Origin of the sequence: Paenarthrobacter sp. UW852 (genome assembly GCF_024608385.1) — a bacterium.
Taxonomy (GTDB): domain Bacteria; phylum Actinomycetota; class Actinomycetes; order Actinomycetales; family Micrococcaceae; genus Arthrobacter.
Genome location: NZ_JAMSGY010000001.1, coordinates 272,415 through 292,569, shown reverse-complemented (window position 1 = coordinate 292,569; position 20,155 = coordinate 272,415). Strand labels below are relative to the sequence as shown.

15 protein-coding genes are annotated in these 20,155 nt (G+C 62.6%); 12 read left to right on the top strand and 3 right to left on the bottom strand.

Annotation, left to right across the window (positions count from 1 at the left end; genetic code table 11):
• Nucleotides 1–49 precede the first annotated feature (49 nt).
• The 12 genes from NEK97_RS01380 (at nt 50) to NEK97_RS01325 (ending at nt 14,861) form a co-directional block, all read left to right on the top strand.
• The gene (locus NEK97_RS01380; protein WP_257368095.1) at nt 50–1,159 is read left to right on the top strand and encodes a Gfo/Idh/MocA family protein; all 1,110 of its coding nucleotides are present in this window, start codon (nt 50–52) and stop codon (nt 1,157–1,159) included.
• A complete protein-coding gene (locus NEK97_RS01375; protein WP_257368094.1) occupies nt 1,156–2,175 on the top strand; it encodes an NAD-dependent epimerase/dehydratase family protein in 1,020 nt (339 codons plus the stop codon). Before NEK97_RS01380 ends, NEK97_RS01375 begins: the two co-directional genes overlap by 4 nt.
• Entirely contained in the window at nt 2,172–3,338 is a 1,167-nt protein-coding gene (locus NEK97_RS01370; RefSeq protein WP_257368093.1) for a DegT/DnrJ/EryC1/StrS aminotransferase family protein, read from the top strand. The genes NEK97_RS01375 and NEK97_RS01370 overlap by 4 nt, the downstream gene beginning before the upstream one ends.
• A complete protein-coding gene (locus NEK97_RS01365) occupies nt 3,335–3,997 on the top strand; it encodes an acetyltransferase (RefSeq protein WP_257368092.1) in 663 nt (220 codons plus the stop codon). The genes NEK97_RS01370 and NEK97_RS01365 overlap by 4 nt, the downstream gene beginning before the upstream one ends.
• On the top strand, nt 3,994–5,184 hold the full coding sequence (locus tag NEK97_RS01360; RefSeq protein WP_257368091.1) for a glycosyltransferase family 4 protein: 1,191 nt from the start codon (nt 3,994–3,996) through the stop codon (nt 5,182–5,184). The genes NEK97_RS01365 and NEK97_RS01360 overlap by 4 nt, the downstream gene beginning before the upstream one ends.
• Nucleotides 5,181–7,739, top strand: a complete 2,559-nt coding sequence (locus tag NEK97_RS01355) for an oligosaccharide flippase family protein (RefSeq protein WP_257368090.1) — start codon at nt 5,181–5,183, stop codon at nt 7,737–7,739. Before NEK97_RS01360 ends, NEK97_RS01355 begins: the two co-directional genes overlap by 4 nt.
• A complete protein-coding gene (locus NEK97_RS01350) occupies nt 7,729–8,652 on the top strand; it encodes a DUF6492 family protein (RefSeq protein ID WP_257368089.1) in 924 nt (307 codons plus the stop codon). Before NEK97_RS01355 ends, NEK97_RS01350 begins: the two co-directional genes overlap by 11 nt.
• Nucleotides 8,653–8,927: 275 nt before the next feature.
• A complete protein-coding gene (locus NEK97_RS01345) occupies nt 8,928–9,890 on the top strand; it encodes a glycosyltransferase family 1 protein (RefSeq protein WP_257368088.1) in 963 nt (320 codons plus the stop codon).
• A gap of 58 nt (nt 9,891–9,948) precedes the next feature.
• Nucleotides 9,949–11,340: an O-antigen ligase family protein gene (locus tag NEK97_RS01340; protein ID WP_257368087.1), complete on the top strand. Its 1,392-nt coding sequence runs from the start codon at nt 9,949–9,951 to the stop codon at nt 11,338–11,340.
• A gap of 44 nt (nt 11,341–11,384) precedes the next feature.
• Nucleotides 11,385–12,206, top strand: coding sequence for a chain-length determining protein (locus NEK97_RS01335; RefSeq protein ID WP_257368086.1), 822 nt, complete (start codon nt 11,385–11,387; stop codon nt 12,204–12,206).
• A complete protein-coding gene (gene epsE / locus NEK97_RS01330) occupies nt 12,187–13,530 on the top strand; it encodes an exopolysaccharide biosynthesis GT4 family glycosyltransferase EpsE (protein WP_374111495.1) in 1,344 nt (447 codons plus the stop codon). The genes NEK97_RS01335 and epsE overlap by 20 nt, the downstream gene beginning before the upstream one ends.
• Nucleotides 13,527–14,861: a hypothetical protein gene (locus NEK97_RS01325; protein ID WP_257368084.1), complete on the top strand. Its 1,335-nt coding sequence runs from the start codon at nt 13,527–13,529 to the stop codon at nt 14,859–14,861. Before epsE ends, NEK97_RS01325 begins: the two co-directional genes overlap by 4 nt.
• On the opposite strand, the gene NEK97_RS01320 is transcribed toward NEK97_RS01325, so the two are convergent.
• From NEK97_RS01320 to rfbB, 3 genes are all read right to left on the bottom strand, one after another.
• Nucleotides 14,862–17,543, bottom strand: coding sequence for a WecB/TagA/CpsF family glycosyltransferase (locus NEK97_RS01320; RefSeq protein ID WP_257368083.1), 2,682 nt, complete (start codon nt 17,541–17,543; stop codon nt 14,862–14,864).
• A 178-nt stretch (nt 17,544–17,721) separates the two neighbouring features.
• Nucleotides 17,722–19,143 carry a sugar nucleotide-binding protein gene (locus NEK97_RS01315; protein ID WP_257368082.1) on the bottom strand — a complete coding sequence of 474 codons (1,422 nt, stop codon included), beginning with the start codon at nt 19,141–19,143 and terminating at the stop codon, nt 17,722–17,724.
• Nucleotides 19,143–20,141, bottom strand: coding sequence for a dTDP-glucose 4,6-dehydratase (gene rfbB, locus NEK97_RS01310; protein ID WP_257368081.1), 999 nt, complete (start codon nt 20,139–20,141; stop codon nt 19,143–19,145). Before rfbB ends, NEK97_RS01315 begins: the two co-directional genes overlap by 1 nt.
• Nucleotides 20,142–20,155 lie beyond the last annotated feature (14 nt).

Below are 20,155 nucleotides of genomic sequence, written 5' to 3'. Positions count from 1 at the left end.
TGCAATACAGACCGAGTACCGGGCTACCAGCACAGAAGTTGAGTGGGAAATGAGCATACGCACTGTTCCAGCAGGACCATTGAACGGACATGACCTCAGGCCGAAGCTTCGCGCGGCGGTGGTAGGGGCAGGCTACTGGGGTCCAAACCTCGCAAGGAACCTCAAAGCAAGCCCCGATTGGGACCTGGTTGCCATCTGCGACCTGGACATCGAGCGCGGACTGAAGCTCGCCGGAACCGTGGGCGGGGTGGCCGTCGTCGAGTCTTTGGACGAACTGCTGGACACCTACAACCTGGACGCGATCGCCATCGCCACACCGGCGCACACCCATCACGGCGTGGTGATGACGGCCCTGCGCGCAGGAAAGCACGTGCTCGTGGAAAAGCCGCTCGCGGACAGCCGTGCGAAGGGACTGGAGATGGTGGAAGAAGCCAACGCCCGCGGGCTGGTCCTGATGGCCGACCACACCTACTGCTTCACCCCGGCAGTCCTTAAGATCCAGGAACTGGTCTCCAGCGGAGTGCTGGGCGACATCCTGTACGTTGACTCAGTCCGCATCAACCTTGGACTCGTCCAACCGGACGTCAATGTCTTCTGGGATCTGGCACCCCACGACCTCTCAATCCTCGACTTCGTGCTCCCCGGCGGGCTGCATCCCACGGAAATCTCGGCCCACGGCGCGGATCCCCTCGGCACCGGCCGGGACTGCGTGGGACATCTGACCTTCGGCCTGCCCAACGATGCGATCGTGCACATCCACGTGAACTGGCTCAGTCCCACCAAAATCCGCCAAATGATCATCGGAGGGTCAAAGCGGACCCTTGTGTGGGACGACCTGAACCCGCAGCAACGGCTCAGCGTCTACGACCGCGGAGTCAGCCTGGACCAGCAACCCAGATCAGCGGCCGACAAGAAGGCCTCAGCGATCTCCTACCGCTTGGGCGACACGTGGTCCCCGGCGCTGCAGGAACGCGAACCCCTCGGCCAAGTAGTAGCGGAACTGGCCACCTCCATCCGGAACCACACCCGGCCCCGCACCAGCGGCGAATCCGGGCTGCGGGTCCTGTCCGTCCTTGAGGCCGTGACCCAGAGCCTGGGCACCGATGGCCAGGCAACAGTGGTAGCCGGCAACGAGGTAAATCTCCAGGTCGCACGATGAAGGAGCTACTGGGCGCCAACGTGCTGGTCACCGGAGGCGCCGGAACCATCGGATCCACCCTGGTGGACCAACTGCTCGACGCCGGTGCGGCGCATGTGGACGTCCTGGACAACCTGGTCCGGGGCCGCCGGGCCAATCTGGACGGCGCACTCGCCACCGAACGCGTCCAACTCGTCGAAGGCGACCTGCGGGACAGGGATCTCGTCCACGACCTCACCCACGGCAAGGACCTGGTCTTCCACCAGGCGGCCATCCGCATCACCCAATGCGCGGAAGAACCCCGGCTCGCCCTCGAAGTGTTGGTGGATGGCACGTTCAACGTGTACGAGGCAGCCGTAGAACACAAAGTGGACAAGCTCATCTCGGCGTCCAGTGCCTCTGTTTACGGGATGGCCGAGCAATTCCCCACCAAGGAAAGCCACCACCACCACAACAACGACACCTTCTACGGAGCCGCAAAATCCTTCAACGAGGGGATGGCCAGGAGCTTCGGCGCCATGTCAGGCCTGGACTACGTCATCCTGCGCTACTTCAACGTCTACGGGCCCCGCATGGACGTGCACGGGCTCTACACCGAAGTGCTGGTGCGCTGGATGGAACGGATCGTCGATGGCAAGCCACCCATGATCTTCGGCAGCGGAGAGCAAACAATGGACTTCATCCACACCGCGGACGTGGCCAGGGCCAACGTCCTGGCAGCCGTCAGCGACGTGCGCGAAGGGGCCTACAACGTAGCCAGCGGCACCGAAACCAGCCTGGCCGAACTGGCTCAAACCCTGCTGACGGTCATGGAATCCTCACTGCACCTTGAACACGGCCCGGAACGCGCAGTGAATGGGGTTGCACGGCGCCTGGCGGACGTCACCGCTGCCCGGGAAGACCTCGGCTTCGAAGCAGCGGTCGGCCTGGAAGACGGGCTGCGCTCGTTGGTCTCCTGGTGGCTTCCCCTCCGCGACGAGATTGCAGCGGCCAGGCTGGTGGATGGGCCCGGAGCCCCGGCAGTTGGTGCGCGATGACCATCTCCGGGACACGCTTGGGCCGCATCGACGTCATGAAACCCTGGCTGGGCGAGGAGGAAGCCCAAGCCGTGGCCGAAGTGATCGCTTCGGGTTGGGTCGCGCAAGGCCCCAAGGTCCGCCAGTTCGAAGAAGCGTTCGCAGTGGAACAGGAATCCCGTCATGCGGTGGCAACCTCCAGCTGCACCTCGGCCCTTCACCTGGCGCTCGCCGTAGCTGGCGTCGGCCCGGGAGACGATGTGGTGGTCCCGTCTTTCTCTTTCATTGCCACCGCCAACGCACCCACCTACATGGGGGCGCGTCCCGTGTTCGCCGACGTCGATATCCAGACGGGCTGCCTGACCGCAGAGACGGTCGAGCAGGCCCTCACACCGGCCACCAAGGCCGTCATCGCCGTAGACCAGGGCGGGGTTCCAGTTGACTTGGACCCCATCAGGTCGCTCTGCGATGGCCGCGGCATCATCGTGGTCGAAGACGCGGCCTGCGCCATCGGCTCCCGCTACCGCAGCCGTCCGGTAGGCGCCGGTGCCGAGGTGGCCGCCTGGTCCTTCCATCCCCGCAAGATCCTCACCACCGGTGAAGGCGGAATGCTCTCCACCCCGCGCCAGGACTTCGCGGACCGGGCACGGCGCCTCCGGGAACACGCCATGAGCGTTTCAGCCACGGACCGGCACGCCAGCATCCTCGCTCCCGCGGAAGAGTACCTCGAAGTCGGCTTCAACTACCGGATGACAGACCTTCAAGCCGCCGTCGGACTCGTCCAACTGGGTCGCCTCCACGAGGCTGTCCAGCGGCGCCGTGAACTGGCCGCCACCTACGCGAACGCGTTTGCCGGCGTCGAAGGCCTCCGGCTGGTCAGCGACCCCGGATACGGCACCAGCAACTTCCAATCCTGCTGGCTGGAAATCGGTGCTGCATTTCCGTTGGGGAGGGATGCCCTGATGATCCGCCTCGCCGAAGACGGCATCTCCGCGCGGCGCGGCATCATGGCGGCCCACCGCCAGCCCGCCTACGCCGGGAAGGACACAGGCGGAGCCGAACTTCGGGCCACGGAATGGCTGACCGATCACACCCTGATCCTCCCGGTGTACCACCAATTGGCTCTCCACGACCAAGTCCGCGTCATCGATTCCGTACTCCGCGCGGCAGGACAAGGACGATGACCGAGCTACTCCTTATCGCAGCCAGCGGACTCGCCCGCGAAGTCCTGGCGATGGTCCGCAGCAGCGGCCCGTTCGACGTCATCGGCATCCTCGACGACGACGAAGACAAACTCGGGCGCGTGGTCGATGGCGCCCACGTGCTCGGTCCCATCAAGGACGCGCTCCTCTTCCCACACGCCTTGTTGTTGGTCTGCATCGGTTCAGGGGCGGGCCGGGAGAGCGTCGTGATGCGGTTGCGCGCCCTTGGGCTTGCAGAGAACCGCTACGCCACCGCCATCGATCCCACAGTCAATGTCCCCGAAGGGTGCGTGATCGGCACCGGCAGCATCCTCCTGGCCCACGTCAGCATGACGGCCTCCGTCACCATCGGCAACCATGTTGTCGCCATGCCAGGGGTCACGTTCACCCACGACGACATCATCGCCGATTTCGCGACCTTCGCTTCCGGGGTCTCACTGGGGGGTAACGTCCGCGTCGGCCGTGCCGCCTACATTGGCATGAACGCCAGTGTCCGCGAGCGCCGGTCCATTGGCGCGAAAGCGACCATCGGGATGGGCGCGGCGGTCCTGAACGACGTACCCGATGACGAGACGTGGGCCGGTGTCCCGGCCCGGGTGATCAGGCGCGGCAACTCTCCGGCGCTGGAGGGGGCCCAATGAGGGTTCTCGTTTACCCCCACGAGTTGGGCATGGGAGGCAGCCAGATCAACGCCATTGAGCTGGCAGCAGCAGTCCGTGATCTCGGCCATGAAGTAGTTGTATTCGCGACCCCTGGAGTGTTGCTGGAGCGGGTGGCGGAACTGGGACTCGATTTTATCGAGGCTCCGGTCAGGAGGCAGAGTGTGGACCCGGGTACTGTCCGCAGGCTTATCGGCGCTGTGGATCAGCGGGGCATCGATATGGTCCACAGCTACGAGTGGGCTCCGTCGTTGGACGCTTTCTTCGGTCCGGCTCTGATACTCGGTACCCCGTTGGTAATGAGTGTGCTCTCCATGGACGTACCCGGCTTCCTGCCCAGGAGTGTTCCATTGATAGTGGGGACGAAATGCTTGGCCGAAGAGCAGTCCAAGGCAAGGCCTTCGGTGCACCTCATGGAACCGCCGGTGGACACCGACTTCAACAAGTCCCGTGGATTGCCTCCGGCACGGCTGCATCTGGGGATCGGGAAAGGTATCCGGGTGGTAGCAGTGGTAGGCCGCCTCACCACTGACCTTGGCAAAGTGCAGGGTGTCCTTGAGGCCATAAGCGTCATGGACAGGATTGCAGAGGACCTTCCTGCGGTTCTTCTGGTCGCCGGCGATGGTCCTGGCCTCAAAGGTGTCCAGTCGGCTGCCACGGCAGTCAATGTGCGGCACGGAAAGAGGGTCATCCGGGTCGAGGGGCTGGTCAGTGATCCCCGGATGATTTACGACGGCGCGGACGTAGTCCTCGGCATGGGGAGTTCGGCTCTGCGTGGAATGTCCTTTGGGAAACCGGTAGTCGTGCAGGGGTCCCACGGATTCTGGAGCCTGTTCACTCCAGGGAACACCGCGCGTTTCCTGCAGGACGGCTTTTACGGACACGGGAACCAGGAAGAGCTCGCGGACATTCTTTCCTTGCTCTTGACCGACGAAGACCTGCGGACCTCGCTGGGTGCCTTCGGGAGAACCTTTGTACAGGAAAACTTCAGTTTGGAAATGGCGGCCCGTCAGCTGCTTGACGTTTACGAACATGCAAGCCGTCCCAGGCTGCAGGCCGGGCGCATCGGCGACTATGTGCGCACAAGCCTCGAGGTGGCCAAGTTCCGGGCATCCATCAAACGGCAAGCCTTTTCGCCGACCAAAGTAACAGCGGGGTCCGTGACGTGACGCAGACGCAACAGGATCTCGGACAGCAGGTCAGGCACGGACTGGCTTGGAGCAGCATCAGCAACATCGTCCTGCGCTTGGGCAGCCTGGCAGTGGGCATAGCCTTGGCCCGGCTCCTGAGCCCGGAACAGTTTGGCGTGTTCGCCGTCGCCCTCACCGTACAGACCGTACTGATGACAATGGCAGACCTGGGCATGAGCGCCGATCTCATCCGGTCCGAGGAACCGGACCGGAAAGCGCCAACAATCGCAACATTGGGCGTTGTGGCAGGGACGACGCTCGCAGCGGCGATGGCCTTCTCCGCCCAGGGAACAGCCGAACTCCTCGGTAGCCCGGCGGCCGGTCCCGTGATCGCCGTTATGTCGGGCTCGCTCCTGCTGGCCGGTGTGGGTGTGGTGCCATACGCAACCTTGCAGCGAAACTTTGCCCAGCGGAAGCTTTTCATCGTCGCGCTCGTTGACTTCGCTGTTGGAACGGCCCTGGTCCTTCTCTTGATCGTGCTTGGTTGGGGTGTTATGGCGCTCGCCGTCGGTCGTCTAATATCCCAGGCATTGTCGCTGCTGGTCCAGTTCAGGCTTGCTCGTACACGCTTCCGTTTCGGATTCGACAAGTCCGTCGCTCCGGCGGTGATTGCCTTCGGCGTTCCGGTGGCAGGCGCCAACCTGCTGTCGTGGGCGCTGCTGAATGTGGACAATGTGGCAATATCGCGGCTGGCGGGGCCGGTGGCCTTGGGTTTCTACTTTCTGGCCTTTAATATTTCTACGTGGCCAATGAGCGCGCTGGGCCAAGTGGTACGTTCGGTTGCCCTGCCAGCCTTCGCGAGGCTTGGCAGCGCCAGGCGAAACGGCAGCTTTGCCACCTTGCTCGGACCCGTGTGGACCGTAGCCTTGCTGGCCGGACTCATGCTTGCCCTGCTGGCTACCCCAGTCATAGAACTCGTCTACGGAGCACCTTGGCTGCCAGCGGCGGCAGCACTTGTGTGGTTGGGGCTATTCAGCTCGCTGCGCGTCGGATTCGATCTGGCGGCCTCGTACTTGCTTGCGCACGGAGCGACCAGGGCAACTTTGTACGTCCAGGTCGTCTGGATTACCGCACTCGTTCCGGCGCTGACACTCGGTGTCGCCGTCGGCGGGATTGCCGGAGCTGCGGCTGCACATTTGATGGTGGCGTTTATCGTAGTTGGTCCTGCCTACGCCATCGCGCTTCACCGGAACGGGTCAGACCTGGGTGAGGCGTTCCGCAGCGTATGGCCACCGTGCATCGCAGCATTACCTGCCGCAGCAGCAGCCATGGCGGCCACCACGCCATTCGACGGACCATTGGAGGGACTTCTTGCCGGGGCTGCCGCCGGGACAGGGACGTACGTCGTGCTGCTGTGGCGTTGGTTCTACCGCCGTATTCTCAAGGTGCGGGCCATCCTCACCGATGATGGATCCGGTCCGGTAGGCGTAGCCCCAGTCCCCGGCCCACTGGCGATCAAGGCCAAAGTCAGGCAACAGGCAATTGCCCAGTCGCCAGAAGCGGCCACTGTAACCGTGGTCATCACCTGCTACAACTACGGCCGGTTTCTTCGGCAGGCGGCTGAGAGCGCCCTCAGCCAGGACGGTATTGAAACGGACGTGATCGTGGTTGATGACGCATCCACCGACAACAGCCTGGACATAGCCCTTGAACTGGCGGCCGCCTCCGACAGAGTCATGGTTCTGCGCCATGCGCGTAACCGCGGCCCGGTTGTTTCGTTTAATGATGGTGCTGCCGTTGCACGGGGCGAGTTCCTGGTCAGGCTCGATGCGGACGACATTTTGACACCCGGTTCCCTGCACCGCGCTGTGGCTGTCGCACGCGCCTATCCGTCTGTTGGCCTCGTCTACGGACATCCTCTGCACTTTGAGGCCGGGCAACGTCCTACGCCCCGGCTCACGGTCAAGGCATGGACTATATGGCCGGGACGTGAATGGCTCCGGGAGAGGTGCCGGAGCGGAGTTAACGTCATTACCTCGCCTGAAGCATTGATCCGGAGGTCCGTCCTCCAAGACATCGGCTACCAGACGCATCTCAAGCACACGCACGACATGGAGATGTGGTTCAGGATAGCTGCCTTCGCCGACGTCGCCTACATACATGGCTCGGACCAAGCATGGCACCGTGAGCATGCAGAGAGCCTGTCCGCAACTGGGATTGATGAGCTGGAGGACCTTAAAGCCCGCCGCGACGCATTCGATGCATTATTCACCGGCCCTGCAGCCGCTATTCCCGAGGCGTCGGAGTTCAAAACCCAAGCCCGGCGCGCCCTGGCGAACGATGCCCTTACGCGGGCTTCCCACGAATTCGACCGGGGGAGGGGCGCAGCCCTTCAGCACGAAGCCTTCGCAGCACTGGCCGCCGAGCTCGTGGATAACCCCAAGGAATTAAAGGCTTGGAACAGATACGACCGGAGGCGTGCGCTGGGGCCGGCACTGGCCAGCCGGCCTGTGTGGTCCGTGCCGCCACGCGTGGCCGGCAAGATACGACACAAAGTACAGATGCGGAGGTGGCACAACAGTGGTGTCTATTAGCCCCGGAACCGGATCGGTCAGCGGCACCCTCGCAGTAGTCACGCCAAGCTACGAACCCGATCTGGAACTCTGTAAGGACCTGAACCTTTCGGTCCTGGCGATGACTGCCGACCCCGTCGTCCACCACATTGTTGTGCCACGGAACGACCTCAGCGCGTTCAGCAGTCTTGCCGGACCCCGCACGGAGGTCCACGATGCCCGGGAATACCTGCCACGTTCCTTCCTCAAACTCCCGCGGCTGAACATGTGGATCAACGCGGCGCGGCCGTGGCCGCCGGTTCGTGGCTGGATTTGCCAGCAAATCATCAAGCTGGCCGTCGCTGCGACCCTTGACGTTCGGGGAGTGCTGCTTATGGATTCAGACAGCATATTGGTTCGGCCCACTGACTTGGATGCCTTCAGCGCAGAACGCGAAGTCTGTTTGTACCGAAAACCAGGAGGGGTCGACCACACCCTGTCGGGCCACCGGCAATGGCATGATTCGGGCCGGAAACTGCTCGGAGTCCGGCCCTCTCCCGATGGCAACCTCACCGACTACATTTGCTGGCCCTGCCTGTGGGAGCCCACCATCGTGCGGCAGATGTTGGTGCGCATCGAAAACACCACCGGGACGTCCTGGACCACAGCTGTGGCGAGCCAGTTGCGGTTTTCCGAAATGATGCTCTACGGAATCTTCGTAGACGAAGTAATGGGTGGCAAACGGGCGACCACCTCAACCATGAAGGGAACTGTCCACTCCGCAGAAGTGGCGCTGAGCGAAGGGGAGATTCAGGAGTTACTCCGTTCCGGACCTCGGGACGGCCTTGCAGTCATGCTGTCAGCAAAATCCGGCATTCCCTTGGAAACGAGGCGCCGTGTACTAAAGGAGTTCAGCGAGCACGCACGCGAGATGGGCAGGACGGCACAGCCATGAGCGCCACTCAATCAACAGCAGCCCATATTCTCTCCCGGCTCAGGCGCGACGGCCTTTACGCACTGGGTAAGCAGGCCCTCAGGAAAGGTGCCTGCTCAGCGTTCGAAAGGTGGAGTCTAGGCGAACCCGACTTCCCCCTGCGTCATGAAGACATCACCGACCCATCAGGACTCGGACAAACACATGCCGCCCCTCTCAAGGCAGGCCCCCTGACGATTGGGTGGGTGTGCACCCCACCCGGCCCCGGATCCGGAGGCCACACTACTTTCTTCCGCATGGTCCGGGCACTGGAGCAACGAGGGCATCCCTGCATCCTCTTCCTCTACGACCGAAACGACGACGACGTGTCCCGGCATGAAGCAGTCATCCGTCACCACTGGCCCACGATGGACGCAGAGATTCGCAGCGCGACGCAGGGAATGGACGGCATCGATGCCGTCGTAGCCAGTTCATGGCCAACCGCTCATGTCATTGCAGCGAGGGCCCACCGCAGCATCCACCGTTTCTACTTTATCCAGGACTTCGAACCCTACTTTTACCCACGCGGCGCCCTCTACACGCTTGCCGAGAACAGCTACCGGTTCGGGTTCGCAACAATAGCGCTGGGCGACATGATCGGAGGCGTCCTGAAGGCCGAACTCGGGCTGATACCGGAAGCTACGGTCCCGTTCGGCTGCGACACTGACATCTACCACTTGGTTCAAGGCCAGCATGGGCGACATGGACGTTCCGGAGTGGTCTTCTACGCCAAAAGATCAGTGGACCGCCGTGGATATGTCATCGCCAAGATGGCCCTTGAGGAATTCCATACGTTGAGACCAGATCAGGAAATTCACGTCTACGGGGACAAGACGTCCGGTTGGAGCATCCCCGTCACAAATCACGGCAATCTTTCGCCACAGCAACTCAACGAGTTGTACAACCAGACAGTCGCTGGTCTCGCAATCTCCTTCACCAACATCTCGTTGGTACCCGGAGAGCTCCTTGCCGCCGGCAACGTCCCCGTTCTCAATGAATCCCCCTTCTCCTCCGAGGAACTACAGAACCCCGACGTCGTCTGGGCGCCAGCATCACCCCGCCGGCTCGCAGCCGCGCTCGCAGGGGTCGTGGGTGCCACTGACCTGGATGAGCGCGCGCAACGAATCGCTCAGCGGCCGCGGACGGACTGGTCGCAATCCCAGGCAGCTTTCGCCGACATTGTGGAATCACACTGCACAGGCAACAGCGGCGGGGGATGATATGAAGCGAAAAATCCGCGTACTCAATGTCCTTCCACCGCGGCCAGCGGTCCAGCCAGTGGATTTGAACCTTACCCCCGGTGCTGGCAGCCGCGTTGGCCTGCTGCTGAGGACGGCTGCCTTCGGGGTCTTCTTCTTCCCATCCAACATGGTGGTCAAGCCGTTGGGCGCCATCGGGACAGTGCCGCTGCTCCTGGCCCTTCTGGTATTGGCCGTGTGGATTTGCTCCGTACTGTTTGGCTTGCAGAACCCGCTGAGCTCGCGTCATCCGGGACGCGTCGGGCTGGCCCTTCTTTGGGTGGGAACCTGCGCTTCCTACGCGGCACTGTACTCCGGCATGACAGGCGGTAGTTCGGTCACGGCGCGGGCGGCCGCAGACCGCTGGCTAATCCTTCTCCTTGCGAGCGCCGGCATTATTCTTGTCACGGCCGAGGCTGTCCGGACACTCAACGATGCAATGTCGTTATCACGCGCAATACTGGCAGGAGCATTCTTCTGCTGTGTAGTGGCAGTCATTCAATTCTTCTTCAGGATCAACCCCATGGAGTGGATACAGTCAGCCATGCCCGGGTTCGCGGACAACGGAGGCAACACACCCTTCCAAATGCGCGGTTTCATGATGCGCGTTTCGGGCAGCACCTTTCATTCCATCGAACTGGGGGTGGTCTCGTCCATGCTTTTGCCGCTTTCCATTTGGCGGGGAATCTATGACAAGAGTGGACGAAAGTGGGTTCATTGGATGGGAACGTCTCTCTTGGTCTTCGCGATAGCATCCACGGTATCCCGGTCCGGCATCCTTGGATTGGTCACGGGGCTCCTGATCTTCATTCCGTTCCTGCCAAAAATTGCCCGGCGTTGGGCTTTGGTGGCGGCGCCCGCTGTTATTGCCGTGCTGTTCCTGGGAGTACCGGGGCTGGTCGGCACGTTGACAGCTTCCTTTACCGCCGGCGAAGACGACCCCTCAATCTCCACTCGAACCAACAATTATCCGAGAGTGGCCGCCATGGTAGCTGAGCACCCATATTTCGGGGTTGGCCCCGGGAATTACATGCCCACGAACGCCATCTATATCCTGGACAACCAGTACCTGAACTCTTTGGTCACCATCGGGGTGGTCGGACTCATAGGACTGATTGCTTACCTTGCCATACCTGGCCTCACAAGCTTGCTGGCCGCCCGGGCATCCCGGATTCCTGCACTTCGCTGCTTTACCGGAGCAGTCTCTGCCGCGGGTGTCATCGCGGCCGTCTGCTCCCTGACCTTCGATTCAATGTCGTTCCCCGTCTTCGCTTTGATGTATCCGTTCATCGTTGGGTTGGCCGGAGGGTCCTGGATCATGGTCCGGCGCGAACTCGAACTCAGAAAAGTAGTGCCATCGATCAGTGGCAACAGCCCGGTGCCGGCGGGACCTGCACCCACGACTCCCAAGGGGGAGACATGGATCCAATAGCAGTAGTCAAGACCCTGTGGCACCACAAAGTCTTTGTCCTTCCAGTGCTGCTGCTGACCGCCTTCGCAGCTTTCTACGTGTATGCCTACGCGCCCCGCTCATATGAGGCCCTGACGACATACGCCATCGTGAATCCCAAGATTCCGTCGCCCCAGGAGATAGAGAAAGACCCGGCCCTGGGTGCCCTCAATACTGATAATCCCTACCTGCGCTCGGCCGATTCATCGTTGATAACCCAAGTCGTCACCACCAGGTTGAATGATGCTTCGACAAGTGATCGACTCAAGAAGGCCGGCTTGGCAACCGACTATAAAGTCGAGCGTCCGTCTGCCGCGTTTTTGGTGGAGATCAGTGCCGTCTCGGATAGCCAGGACATCGCTTTGGAGACGGCGAGGGCCCTCGGAAGGCAGCTCGAACAGGAGCTGCACGCAATTCAGACAGTCAATGGCGCATCCGACCAGTATTTGTTCACCTCGTTGGTGGTCGCTGTGCCCGATAAAGCAACCGAACAGTTCTCCAGCCGCCTGAGGTCCCTCATCGTTGTGGTGGTGGCAGGAATTGTGCTTACACTCGGTGCGGTTTCGCTGGCCCGATCGCTGGAATCTGCACGCGCGCGGATCCGAACCGAAAGTAAGCCTGTACCTTCCACCAGGAAACACCGCAGAAAGGACAAAGACGAAACCGGAACTCCGGCAGATCATCGTTCCGATTCCGCCAGCGGAAACAGTCTCTCAGAACTTGAAACGCTGGCGGAGATGAAACTGCCCTCACCAAAGCAAAGGCTGTTTCCTCAACGTGGCCCCCTTCGGGACGTCCTCCAAGCAGAGGCTGACACCAAGGGTCCCAATGAGAAGACGACTGTTTGACCAAGAAAAACTGCTGGTCCCGGCAACTATTGAACGATCCGACGCAGAAAGGTGGGACATGGCTCGCTTCGGATACTTCGTGCCTGAGTTCCCCGGACAAACACACGGCTTTTTTTGGCGTGAGCTCCGGGCACTGCAGCAATTGGGCCAAGAGCCGGAACCAATCTCGACCCGCCCCCCGCGCCAACGGGCACCCGCGCCGGAGTGGGCACCCACTGGAATAGCACCAACCCACTACTTGACACCGCCCAGCATCAAGACCGTCGTAGGGGGCAGCACAAGGGCCCTACGCGCACTGGCCGACAGAAGGCGTGCAGCGCTCATCCTCAGCATGGTTCGTCCCAAGGAAATTTCCCCCGCCATTGGTAACCTGCAGTTGGACTACCGATTTGCCCGTTCCGTGGCGCTCCTCTGGGCGGGTGCCGAACTCGCCCGATATGCGAAGGCCCGTCACTGGGACCATGTCCATGTGCACTCGTGTGCGGACGCTGCACAAGTAGCCCTCTTCGCACATGCCATTTCCGGCATCCCCTACAGCCTGACCCTGCACGGCCCACTAAGCGACTACGGACCCAACCAGTTCCGCAAATGGCAGAACGCCGACTTCTCCGTTGTCATCACGGCGCGGTTGCTGGCCGAGGTGAGGGAGCAGTTGGGCGGCCACCTGCCCGGAGAGGTCCGGGTAGCACCCATGGGCGTGGACCTGGACAGCTTCACTCGCCAGGCACCTTACGAACCCTGGCCAGGCCACGGCCAAACGCGAATATTCTGCTGCGGACGGCTGAATCCAAGCAAAGGCCACTCCGACCTGCTCAAAGCAGTCAGGATTCTTGTGAGTTCCGGCCTCGACACGCTTCTGACATTGGCCGGAGAGGACGAGGTTGGCGGGACCGGATATCGTCTGGAGCTCGAACGGCAAGTGAGTGAGCTCGGCTTGGAACGTCACGTGCGACTTCTGGGCGCCGTCCCGGAACGAACAGTCCGGGATGAACTTGCCGCTGCACACCTCTTTGCATTGGCGAGCCACTCGGAACCGCTCGGAGTCGCCATTATGGAAGCCATGGCCATGGGCGTACCCGTGGTGGTGACATCCGCGGGCGGAGTGCGGGAACTTGTCGTGGGGGAAGAGAGCGGAATCCTTGTGGAACCACACAACCCCCCTCAGCTGGCGAACGCAATTATCGGACTCCTTGAAAACCCCGGCAAAGCCGTGGCAATGGGGCAACAGGGGCGTTCCAGGATTGAACAGGCTTTTGATGTGCGAACCAGCGCACTCGTGCTGGCCGAACTGATGGAATCCAAAATCCGGAGAGGCACGGTATGAAGCCGCAAGCAGCATGGGCCCTGGGCGTCATTGCCTTCGCAAGCATCATCCTGGCTGTCGCCGCCGCCGGCGGCAGTGCCCCGCCTTACCCATCCGGGAGCAGCGCATCCAACGCCCCGCCAACACAGAATGTCACTGCACCACCGGTAGCTCTTCGCCAAGTAGACGGTGGAGTTTCCTATTACGCCAAGTTCAGGGCCGGCCTTCCGGCCGAGGAATCATTCTTTCCGATCGGTGTTTGGCTCGAAAGTGTCCTGGACAAGGGCAATGTGACCATGGATGCCGAGGCCGGAATTAACACCTACGTGGAGCTCACCGCCAACTCGAACGTCCAATTGATCCGCGACTCCGGCATGTTCGCACTGCCTGCGTTTCCCCATGATGCCGCCGCCGGATACACACTCAGCGACGAAGTGGACATGTGGGCCGGCCCGGGCGACGCACCGTGGACAGGCAAATACCCCGGCGAGGGATCCATCTGTTCGCCGGACGGCACACCCTGCGGCTATACGATCCAGCGGGACCGCCGCGCCTCGGCCCCCAAGGGCACCATGGTGTACGCCAACTACGGCAAGGGCGTGACGTTCTGGGAATCCGACACAGAAGCTGCAAAGTTCGTCAGGGGCCTCCAGGACGTAGTGTCAGCAGACAATTACTGGTTCACGGATCCCAACATCTGTGGAAAAGGCGAGGGCGGGGCCATCGCGGACTACACCCGGGATCTCAATCCCCAAGAGTGTCGCCTGGCAGCAAACTATGGCTGGACCATCGACCGGCTGCGTGAGCTCCAGGACCCAACTGCCATGATCCCCGTCTGGGCCTTCGTCGAAAACGGCCATCCATCGGGTGACGTAGAAGGGACCAAAACAATCACCGGCCCAGAGCTTCGGGCAGCCGTGTGGAGCAGTCTCATCCACGGAGCCCGGGGAATTATCTACTTCAATCACAACTTCGGCGGCCCCTGCGTAACCCAACACGTCATAAGAGACTGTGGCAAGGACATCGTGCCCACGCTAAGGACCGTCAACAAACAGATCACTAAGCTCGCGCCCGTCCTCAACGCACCCTTCCTGGACGGTGCCACCACAGCAACCGGCCCGGTGGACCTCAGCACCAAAATGTACGACCATACGGCCTACATCTTCGCCGGTGCCACCAAGCCAGCCGGCGGTCAGGCGACCTTCACCCTCAAGTGCGGCGGCAGCTCCGCCGTCGTGATCGACGAAAACCGGACCATTCCCATCCTCGACGGCCACTTCACCGATACCTTCCAGGACGGCAACGCCGTCCACCTGTACCGCATCGAAGGGGGCGGGAACTGCGGCTTCTGACTAGCGGCTGCTCTCGTCCCGCTCCCAGGCAGTAACGGGCCTACGGCCCACCAGCGGACGACGACGACCCGCAACGGCGAAGACGGCGTACACGGCGGCGTCAACAGCAGTCAGAGGCCCCCGCACGGACGTAAGCAGCTCACGCAGGGTACGGGAGGCCGATTGCCCCGCGAATCGTTCATCCTGCTGCGCGTTCCCACGATACGTCCGCCGAAGAACGGCCAGCAAGGAAGCCGGGGTGCGTGGCGTCCGCACCACCACAGGTACCGTGGCCACGACTGCCTTCTCCGAACCACTGAACAGACGATCCACGTAGTAGTCGTCCCCGGTAAGGGAAGGAAATACACCCAAACGATCGTGCCCCGCGTGGCTCAGGGCGTACGCCCCCGCACCCCACAGGCCCTGCGCATTGGCCGGCACCCGGCCGCGGGCCCGGTAGTAAGAGCGCACCAACCCAGAAGCGCCACTGGTGTCGTAGCGGAACACCGGGCGGGCAGCAAGCAACGGCCCCTCGGCAAGGGACCGCAAAACGTCCGCCACCGCTTCCGAGCTGACCTCGATGTCCGCGTCCAAATACAGCCGTGGCCAAAGACCCGCAACCTGGTCGGCGGCATTCAACGCCGCAGACTTCGAAGCAGCCTCAACGTGAAGCACACGCACCCCCTGGAACGTCGATGCGATGGCCTCCGTCTCGTCCGTGCACCCATTACAGGCAACAATGACCTCCACCGTGCCCCAAGCAAGGACACCAGCCAGCGATTCAAGCGTCCGCCCGATCACGGCCGCTTCGTTGTGGGCAGGAATGATCACAGCACCCGCCGGAGGCGGCCCGCCGCCCAACGGGTCCGTAGTGACCCTCGTAGCGTGCGGCAACCCTTCCCACCGTCTCCGGCTGACCACCGCAAACGCAGCCTCACGATGCCCCGGCTTACCCATGCGTACAAGCTCCCCGGCAAGCACGACGGCGGTAAAGGCCCCCAAACGGGCCGGCGGGAAATACTTCGACGCGTAACGCACACGATTGACCGCCATCAACGCCGTCAACTGCGGCGAAGAACCCGAACCCCCTCGTTCATGCCACATCCGGGCCAGCGGCTCAAACCACATCGAACCGCCGGACTCCCGGACACGCCGGCAATAATCCGTCTCCTCCGAGTAGAGGAAGAACTGTTCATCCCAATCACCCACGGCCCGCGCTGTGTCGCCGCTGATCAACAGCGCAGCACCCGTCGCCCAATCCACCAGGTGTGCGTGCCGGTAGCTTTCCGGGTCGTAGTCCATCTCCGATAACCAACCAGGCCTGCCCTGCACCCGGCTCCCGAACACCGCATCGCCCAGCGCTCGCAGAACACCGGGCTCCCGTCGCAGCGACGGATAGACAGTGCCATCGTTGTCCAGCAAGACCGGCACCACCACTGCCGCCCCGGATTCGGCCATCCGGCGACGCATGGCCAGGATCGCCCCTTCCTCGACCCGCAAGTCAGGGTTGAGGACGAGGTACGCATCAGCGGCCCCGGCGACGCGCATGGCGGCATTGATTCCGCCCGCGTATCCGAGGTTGCCACCTGTCGGCACGGCCACGACATCCCGATGCCGTGACAGTTCCAGCATGGTGCGCTCGTCCGGGGAGTTGTCGGCCACCACCACCTTGATGCTTTGCGCAACGGTTTCCTGCCTCAACCCCGCAAGCAGGGGTCCGACGTCGTCGGCGTTGTTGTAGGTGACCACCACTACGGCAACGTCGGCTCTGGACTCCACCGGGACAAACGATCCCGGAGCACGGCTGGGCTCATGCTCCGGGTCGGCTGGGACGAAGGCGGCAGCAGCATTCGGCACTGTGCCGGCAGCTGGAAGGGGCGTGGCATCGCTGCGCATCCGCAGCTTGAGATAGGCCCCCGGCCCATCCACAAGGTAGCGGTGGGCGAGCCTCGTGGGCTCAAGCATCAGTCGCCACGCCCACTCAAGGCCATGGGCGCTGACCCATGCCGGTGCCCGCCGGATCCGGCCGGACAGGAAGTCGACAACCGCCCCGAAAGCCAGGAGGACCCTGGCCCCGGTCAATGGCCCATATTCAGCGATCCAGAGTTCCTGACGCGGCTTGCCCAAGCCCACCACCAGGATGTCCGTTCGGCTGGCAGCTATGTCGGCGGCCAGGCGGGAGGACGCGTCGACGTCGCTCAGGACTGAACGCTCGGGGGCCCACCATCCTGCGACCACCAGCCTGGGACGCTCCACGGCGAAACGCTCGCGGATGAGGGCCTGGGCTTCCGGTGATCCTCCCAGGAAACCCACGCGGAGCCCACGCTGCTCAGCCTGGTCAAGCAACGGCCCTATGAGGTCACTGCCGGCCAATCGGGGCCAGTCACGGTGAGTGAGCCTCCGGGCTTGAGCCACCAGTGGTGCCCCATCAAGCAGCGTCAGCCAGTCCACCGGCACGGGCGGGTTCAAGGTGCCCGCCCAACGGCTGCCGGCACCGAAGTGCCGGAGGTGATCGAGGTTGGCCGAGCAGACGCCCAGGGGTTTGGCCCCATCCGCAGAGGCACGATCAACGATGTCGCGCAGGGCGTCCTCGAATCCCATCAGCTCTACCGGTGCGCCGCCGAGCAGGAGGGAGCGGGCATCGACGGCGGTACCGCGGTGGGGGAGGACGGTCCTCTGCGGGGCGATCTTCGGCAGCAACATTCTTGGCTCTCCAGGCTTCGGGGTCCAGCTCAAGGCACAACTCATAGCCGGCGATCCTGGGCCGCTGCACAGCCCCGGGTCGCCGTGGCCAGCGTGGTGCCGGCCTGCCAGTTTGTTTACTTAAGGTGTCTCCCGGCCCGCCCGGACGGGCTGCCGTACGCCAACTCTAGGACGAATGTCACCCCTTCGCTAGGGTTTCCCGCGCAAGGAGGTACTCAACGAGGCGCTGCGACGCGTCCGGGGGAGAGAACCCGGCACCCTTGATTTTTGCCAGGTCCAGCACACTGTTCCGTGGTCTGGGGGCGCTGCCCGGCCCCGCGTAGGCCGCGGTGCTGACAGCGGTCACCTTGAGGGGATCCACTCCGCTCAGCCGATACACCTCCCTGGCCACCTGGGCCCACGAAACCGGCGAGCCGCTGTTGCTGATGTTGTAAGTCCCGTAGGGAGCCTGCGTATCCAGCAAATGCTTGATCCCGGCGGCAAGGTCGTCGGCGAAGGTCAGCCTGCCAAACTGGTCATCCACGACGTTCGGCGACGCTCCGCGTTCAGCCAGGCCAGCCATGGTCCGGACAAAGTTACGGCCGTCGCCTACCACCCAGCTTGTCCGCACGAGGTAGTGCCGCGGCACCGTTGACGCCGCCAGATCGCCTGCCGCCTTGCTTTGGCCGTACACCCCCAGGGGAGCCAGCGCCTCGTCCTCGCTGTGAACCTCCGCCGAGCCGTCAAAGACGTATTCGCTGGAGAGATGGACAAGCGTGAGGGAATGCTCGACGGCGGTACGCGCCAGGGCAGCCACGGCACCGGCGTTGATCAGCCAGGCAGCGGTCCGGCCTTCAGTGGTTTCTGCGGCGTCCACGGCTGTGAACGCTGCTGCGTTGATAACGGTGGAGTAATGGGGCCAATCGACCGAGTCGAAAGACTCTTCCGAGGTGATGTCGAACTGAGGATGCCCGGCGAAATCAACTGTCGCGTCACCGGCAAAAGCCTTCCGGAGCGCCGAACCCAACTGGCCATCGGCCCCGAGTACCAGAGTGCGCTTTTTCCGCATCGGACGGACGTCCGCCAGGTGCGGATGCTTCCGGTCCTGCGGAGAGACTGTTGCCTGCTCCACGGGAATTGGCCAGGGGACGGCGACGTGCTCGTCCGCAAGGTTCAGGAAGGTGTACTCCTCCTGGGCTTCCGGGCTCCAATGATCGTTGACGAGATAGGAGTACACGGTGCGGTCTTCTAGGGTTTGGAAGGCATTGCCCACGCCGCGTGGCACGAAGATTGCGTCGCCCGGGGTCAGTTCGGCAGTGAACAGCACCCCGAAGGTCGGTCCTTCCCGCAGGTCCACCCAAGCACCAAAGATCCGCCCCGCGGCCAACGAGACGAATTTGTCCCAGGGCTCAGCGTGTATACCGCGGGTGGTGCCGCGTTCGGTGTTAAAGGAGATGTTGTTCTGCACCGGACCGAAATCCGGGAGCCCGATGTCCATCATCTTGCGACGATGCCAGTTCTCCTTGAACCATCCGCGGCTATCGGCGTGAACCGGAAGCCGGAACAGAGTCAGTCCCGGAATGGACGTGGCCAAGGACTGCAGCCGGTGTGCCCCGTCCATCAGTGGCCTTGGCCTGCGTACTTGGACTCGGTGGCGGCTTTCTGGGGACGCCACCAGTCCTCGTTGTCCCTGTACCACTGCATGGTGTCCGACAACCCGGCGTCGAAATCCCGGTAACCCGGCATCCAGCCAAGTTCGCGGCGAATCTTGCTGGAATCGATGGCGTAGCGCAGGTCATGGCCGGGGCGGTCATGGACGAGGTCGTAGGCGTCACGGGATTTACCCGCAATCTCCAGCAGCGTCTCCACAACCTCACGGTTGGACCGTTCGCCGTCGGCACCAATCAGGTAGGTTTCACCGATCCGCCCGGCCTCAAGGATTTTCAGCACCGCCGAGGAATGGTCTGCCACGTGGATCCAGTCCCGCACGTTGCGCCCCTGACCGTAAAGCCGGGGACGAACTCCGTCCAGGATGTTGGTGATCTGACGCGGAATGAACTTTTCCACGTGCTGGTACGGGCCGTAGTTGTTGGAGCAATTACTGATGGTCGCCTGAAGTCCGAACGACCGGACCCACGCCCGGACCAACAGGTCCGAACCCGCCTTCGTGGCGGAGTACGGACTGGTGGGGCGGTAGGCGGAGCTTTCCGTGAACCTGTCCGGATCCTCCAGGGCCAGGTCCCCGTACACCTCATCCGTGGAGATGTGATGGAACCGGGTGCCGTGCTTCCTCGCCGCTTCGATGAGGGTGAAAGTACCCCCCAGGTTGGTGTCAAGGAACGGCCGTGGATCCTCCAACGAGTTGTCGTTGTGCGACTCTGCGGCAAAATGGACCACCGCATCGACCGTGGGGGTCAGGGAGTCCACCAAGGCGGCATCACAGATATCGCCTTGAACAAATTCAAAGCGGCCGGACGGCAGCCCCGAAAGCGAATCAATAGTGCCGGCGTAGGTCAGTTTGTCCAGGACAGTGACATGGAGGCGGGTGTGCACCATGATGAAGTGAACGAAATTGCATCCGATGAATCCGGCCCCGCCGGTGACAAGGATTCTCTGCATGGCCATAGCGTAAC

Excerpts from the sequence above, each read along its gene's own strand:
- NEK97_RS01380 (WP_257368095.1), top strand. The coding sequence starts at position 50 with ATGAGCATACGCACTGTTCCAGCAGGACCATTGAACGGACATGACCTC.
- NEK97_RS01375 (WP_257368094.1), top strand. The coding sequence starts at position 1,156 with ATGAAGGAGCTACTGGGCGCCAACGTGCTGGTCACCGGAGGCGCCGGA.
- NEK97_RS01370 (WP_257368093.1), top strand. The coding sequence starts at position 2,172 with ATGACCATCTCCGGGACACGCTTGGGCCGCATCGACGTCATGAAACCC.
- NEK97_RS01365 (WP_257368092.1), top strand. The coding sequence starts at position 3,335 with ATGACCGAGCTACTCCTTATCGCAGCCAGCGGACTCGCCCGCGAAGTC.
- NEK97_RS01360 (WP_257368091.1), top strand. The coding sequence starts at position 3,994 with ATGAGGGTTCTCGTTTACCCCCACGAGTTGGGCATGGGAGGCAGCCAG.
- NEK97_RS01345 (WP_257368088.1), top strand. The coding sequence starts at position 8,928 with ATGGTCCGGGCACTGGAGCAACGAGGGCATCCCTGCATCCTCTTCCTC.
- epsE (WP_374111495.1), top strand. The coding sequence starts at position 12,187 with ATGAGAAGACGACTGTTTGACCAAGAAAAACTGCTGGTCCCGGCAACT.
- NEK97_RS01325 (WP_257368084.1), top strand. The coding sequence starts at position 13,527 with ATGAAGCCGCAAGCAGCATGGGCCCTGGGCGTCATTGCCTTCGCAAGC.
- NEK97_RS01320 (WP_257368083.1), bottom strand. The coding sequence starts at position 17,543 with ATGTTGCTGCCGAAGATCGCCCCGCAGAGGACCGTCCTCCCCCACCGC.
- NEK97_RS01315 (WP_257368082.1), bottom strand. The coding sequence starts at position 19,143 with ATGGACGGGGCACACCGGCTGCAGTCCTTGGCCACGTCCATTCCGGGA.
- rfbB (WP_257368081.1), bottom strand. The coding sequence starts at position 20,141 with ATGCAGAGAATCCTTGTCACCGGCGGGGCCGGATTCATCGGATGCAAT.